At 33.4% G+C, this 3,588-nt stretch carries 3 protein-coding genes and 1 tRNA gene; all 4 read right to left on the minus strand.

The genetic code is table 11. From position 1 onward, the window contains the following. Positions 1–499 precede the first annotated feature (499 nt). The 4 genes from ENL20_08060 to ENL20_08075 all read right to left on the minus strand — a co-directional run bounded on the left by ENL20_08060 (position 500) and on the right by ENL20_08075 (position 3,526). Positions 500–724, minus strand: coding sequence for a hypothetical protein (locus tag ENL20_08060; protein HHE38513.1), 225 nt, complete (start codon positions 722–724; stop codon positions 500–502). Next, on the minus strand, positions 721–951 hold the full coding sequence (locus tag ENL20_08065; protein HHE38514.1) for a BrnT family toxin: 231 nt from the start codon (positions 949–951) through the stop codon (positions 721–723). The genes ENL20_08060 and ENL20_08065 overlap by 4 nt, the downstream gene beginning before the upstream one ends. A 492-nt stretch (positions 952–1,443) precedes the next feature. Next, positions 1,444–1,519, minus strand: a tRNA-Phe gene (locus tag ENL20_08070). Between the two features lie 144 nt (positions 1,520–1,663). Continuing rightward, complete coding sequence (locus ENL20_08075) at positions 1,664–3,526, minus strand: hypothetical protein (GenBank protein ID HHE38515.1); 1,863 nt, start codon at positions 3,524–3,526, stop codon at positions 1,664–1,666. Between the last annotated feature and the right edge of the window lie 62 nt (positions 3,527–3,588).

Consider the following 3,588-nt stretch of genomic DNA (forward strand, 5'->3'; position numbering starts at 1 on the left):
CATCCGTATGTCACGCTCATTAAAAAATTCGCAAAACTAACCTATAAATATTTAAAAAGTTCGTGATAAATCCACATTTTTCATATTCTCCTCCATTTTAAGTTGCTGCTAAAATCAAAATCCAGACAAAATTCTTCTATATTTCTTTCATGTCTTATCTCAAACTAATTCATATCCTGTCAAATGAAAAAGAAAAGGAGAAAAGGAAAAAAGGAGAAAAGGAAAAACGGAGAAAAGGGAGAAAGGGAGAAATGGAGAAAAGGAGAAAGGGAAAATCCGGATCGAGCAGCATTATCCATTAATAACTACCAGTATCCGCTCATAACCATCCTCATCAGTTGGATTTATCAATAGATCAATTGAATTATCTTCGTAATTGGTGTAACCGGCTGTAGAATAAACAGTGCCCGAATAAGAGAACTCGGAAGCATCGATGGATGTAACACCGGTTAAACTCTTTTCTAACTATTTGAGATGAGTTAGAGGATATTGGTCAGGTTTAGCGGCTGGCAATTCCGGTTGCATTTTTAGCAACTTCTATGAGGGATTTGAGCGCTTCATTAACTGCTTTCTCGCTTGGAAAGGCTTTTGCTACTTCCGGTTTTAAAAGAACCAGGTTATGACCTTCCTTGTAAGCTTTATAGTACTTGCCGCGCTCTCCTTTACCAAGATCGGAACGCTTGTATTCTGTTCTTAACTCATCTTTTTGATTATCCTTCTTCATATATTTTCCTCTCTTGTTTTGTTACTTCGCTTGGTATGTGATACGACAATGTAACGATTTAACCTGGTTATTCCAAATGTGATCGATCGCTGTTCAGTTAATGAATGATCCGGATCCTCAAAGGTAATGGCTAGAGGATCACCAAAAACAGTAGCTGATTCCTGAAAAGAAATATCATGTTTCTTTTTATTTCTATCTGCTTTTTTGTTATTCCATTCGAATTCCACCTGGTACCTCTCTACTGCTTATGGATATCTCTAAATCAATTATGAATTTTTCATTCATCTTCTCTCTCAATATACCATGCCTAATCTCAAACTAATTCATATCCTGTCAAATGAAAAAGAACAGGGGGAAAGGAGAAAAGGAGAAAAGGAAAAAAGGAGAAAAGGAGAAAAGGAGAAAGGGAAAAAGGGAAAAAGGGAAAACTCAATCGAGCAGCATTATCCATTTACATCTTTATGATCTTTTTTCATAATTCAATTTCCTGCTCCAGAATATACTTGGTCATATTGATTTAACATTTGATCTTTCCTTAACTTCTTCCTTAAAATTGGAATTTGAGGATTTTATCTGTATAGATATCGAAGTAATAAAATTCTGTTCATAATTTGAACTTTTATTCTTTTGTTAGTTTTGCTTGTCTCGGTGTAGATTCATCGAAGATGGATTCGCTGTTTCTTCATCCGTTTAATCCGTGAAAATCAGTAGTAAAAAAATGGTGGCAGGACCCAGACTTGAACTGGGGACACAAGGCTTTTCAGGCCTCTGCTCTACCAACTGAGCTATCCCGCCACATGCAAGAAGGAAAGAACTTTTTTCGCTGATTTAGTGTCAAGCAAAAATAACCTTTCAATGAAAAAACCGGATCATAAGCAACGAAAAACACGAAAGTACACTAAAGAGTAAGAGAATATTTTTTTGATAAAAGTTGCAGATTTAGAATTTCGTCTTAATTTCAGTCTTTGATCTGAACTCATCCAGCCAATTCTTAAATTCTTTTTCAATAATGTGTTTCCTGAATTTATCTTTTTGAGACACATACGCTTCCATTGATATTTTCTGCATTCTTTCAATATGATAAAACATTAAAAGATCATCTGAAATTTTGATAACAGGACTGAAATATCCTTCATTTCTTTTGGAAATATCTTCCAATATTTGCTGACTTATTTCTATTCCGGGAATTTCGCTTTCAAAAGTCAGGTGTTCTTCTTTTTTCCAACCTCCAAAAAAAAAGAGCAAAGAATCCGGATCTGCACCGGAAATGATCTTATTTCTTAAATTTAAAGTGTATTTGTTTGCTGTATCAAAGCGTTTCTTGGCATTGAATATCTCTTTGATCTTGGGTAATGCTTCTTCGAAGCTAAGTTGTTTTGCTATCCTTTTCTGCAGAAGGAAAATTACAGCAAATCCATTATTGGTTTTGATTATTCCGCTGTATTTTTCATTATTCCAAAGTCGAAGAAGTTCGTTTTTATATTTTGTGATTGATCCAATTTTGTCAAATTCAGAGTTTGCATTTATAAGTTCTGATCTAAAAATATATTTATCTTCTGCGAATCTATAACAATTACTGAAATAAGTAGTAGAATCAAATATCGATTCTGCTTTAAGTTCTGAATTTTTTATTGCCTTTTCAAGTTTAAGCTTTTCTAAAATTATGTCTTCAATTTCAGAAAATTCAGGAATACCTGCAGGATATTCTTCTAATTTTCTAAAAATGAACCAGCCATTATCATCGTTAACCGGTTCGGTAATATCATTTAAGGGAGTTTCCAAAAAGGCATTTTGTATTTTCGGAGAAAGCATTTTTTCACTAAATATCTCATTTTGAGGATAAATATGATCTTCGGAAAAACAGTATTGTAATGTCTCGAAATCAAAACCGGAAAGGAGGTGATCATAGATTTTTTCTATAAGTCTTTCATCTCTCTGAAAAATATAATCAAAGCGGATGGATCTGTCTCGATAGAACAAATTCATATTATCCTGATAATACTGGAAAGCAATGTTTTCTGAAATCTCGATGGAATCAGTTTCGAACGGGATAAAAACACCACCGATCCGCAAACTGTCAGGACTCATAAAATCTTTTATATGAGATTCATAATATTTCCTGAAATCGTTTGTATCAGGTTCAGGGCTGACGATCAGGTCTTGTATCTGGAATTTTATCTCATCGTAATCCGGAATGAATTCAGGAAAATAGGAACTGATGTGATAAAATACAGAATGATCTTTCTCTTTGATGATCCCGAATTCCTCTTCGTCATTGATCTGTTGAGCAATCTTTTCATCAATGTGATCCGGGTTTGAAAATTTTTTCAGGTAAATGACATTACTGGCAGTTTGCAGGTCATATTCTTCTAAAATATTTTTTAATTCGTCTTTTTGGAAAAAATTATTTCTGATTTTGGAAATAAGAGTAGAATCTGCGAAAGGGATGAAAATTTTCTGAACATAAGCGGCGGGAATAATAAATTGATCGATATTATTTCTGAAATAATTCTTTAATCCTGAAGTAACTGGTTTTGATTTTTCATAGTTCGAATATGCTTTCCATACTTTTTTATAAACATTTTTCAGATTTTCTTTTGTTGGTTTTTTTATATCTGCAACCTTGAAAACCAGGAATCCAATATCAAGTTCGAAAGGAGCGGAAAAATGATTTTTTTTCATTTCAAATGCTTTATTTATAACAGAGACGGGAATTTTTCCAACTGTTTCACCTTTCTTTAAAAAACCGGTTTCCAGTATCGGATAAGAAATTTGATAACCATATTCAGCAAGTCCTTTCATTTCTTCTGCTTTACTTCTGCATAACCGTTTGATCTCCTTTACTCTAAATACGGATTTCAGAC

It is taken from the genome of Candidatus Cloacimonadota bacterium (assembly GCA_011372345.1).
Taxonomy (GTDB): Bacteria; Cloacimonadota; Cloacimonadia; order Cloacimonadales; family TCS61; genus DRTC01.